Source organism: Cyclobacterium sp., from assembly GCF_014762705.1.
In the GTDB taxonomy this organism is placed as follows: Bacteria; Bacteroidota; Bacteroidia; order Cytophagales; family Cyclobacteriaceae; genus Cyclobacterium.
Window position 1 is genome coordinate 1 of sequence record NZ_JABURL010000105.1, and the last position, 1142, is coordinate 1142.

At 40.9% G+C, this 1142-nt stretch carries 1 protein-coding gene; it reads left to right on the forward strand.

Annotated elements, in window-relative coordinates; genetic code table 11:
• The first annotated feature begins 414 nt into the window (after window positions 1–414).
• Window positions 415–837, forward strand: a complete 423-nt coding sequence (locus HUJ21_RS20520; protein WP_291372453.1) for a nuclear transport factor 2 family protein — start codon at window positions 415–417, stop codon at window positions 835–837.
• Window positions 838–1142 lie beyond the last annotated feature (305 nt).

Here is a 1142-nt window from a genome sequence, read left to right on the forward strand (position 1 = left end):
GATTCATGTTTTAAAGATAAAATATCCCCACAAATTAGGAAAGCAACATAGAAGGGTATTTATTTTTAAATCTGAAAGGAAAGAATTATTAAATAATTTAATTCTTAACTTTTTCAGAACAATAACCTACAAAAATACAAATTAAAAAGCAAGTATTGGGTCATTCAATTTCTGGCTGGAATAGATGACTTATGGTGGAAAACGGGTCATGGACACCTTTTAAGGGTTTTAGGGTACCTTTCCTTGGGCAAGATATTTATATTTCTTTTTTCTTTATAATTTTTATAAATACTCAGTATATTCGAAAGAATAAACAGATCTTAAAAGTATTAAATTTTCCCGGGCAGCCTTTTTGAGTCCTAAAGGCTACAGCTTATGCCGGGAAAGGTTAAAACCTTTCAAAACCCAAAACCCATGAAGCATTCTTGTCTATTAATTTTTATGGCCTTATTGATCATTTCCGGTTGTTCTCCGGCATCTTCTATTGATGAAGGCCTCACTCAATCTGTATTGGACCACCATTGGGAGACCTTTATCAGCAATGACCTGGAAGGAGTCATGGAGGATTATACAGAAGAATCCATTCTGATTACCCCTAACGGTACCTATTTGGGCCTTGATGAAATCCGGCAAAACTTTGTCAATGCCTTTAAGGCCTTTCCTGCAGGGCAAGCCACACTGACCCTGACGGAAAGCCTGGCGGTCAAGGATATAGGCTATATCCTATGGGAAGCGGATACACCAACATTCCACCTGAGCTATGCCACCGATACCTTTATTATCCGGAATGGCAAAATCATCCGGCAAACCTATGCCGGAGTAAGGGAAGATAAATAACTGTAGCTATAACCATTGAGGTCTTTGAGACCTCAATGGTTTTTTTCGGTTACGTCCTGCGCAAAGACCTTCGGGGTTGGGAAAACCCCAAAGGTCGATAACGATAACCGTTGAGGTCTTTGGGACCTCGATGGTTTTTTCCGGGTACGTCCTGCGCAAAGACCTTCGGGGTTGGGAAAACCCCAAAGGTCGATAACTATAACCGTTGAGGTCTTTGGGACCTCAATGGTTTTATTCGGGTACGTCCTGTGCAAAGACCTTCGGGGTTGGGAAAACCCCAAAGGTCGATAACGATAACCGTTGAG

What these genes read in the sequence shown, in the direction of transcription:
- HUJ21_RS20520 (WP_291372453.1), top strand. Translation starts at nt 415, where the DNA reads ATGAAGCATTCTTGTCTATTAATTTTTATGGCCTTATTGATCATTTCC.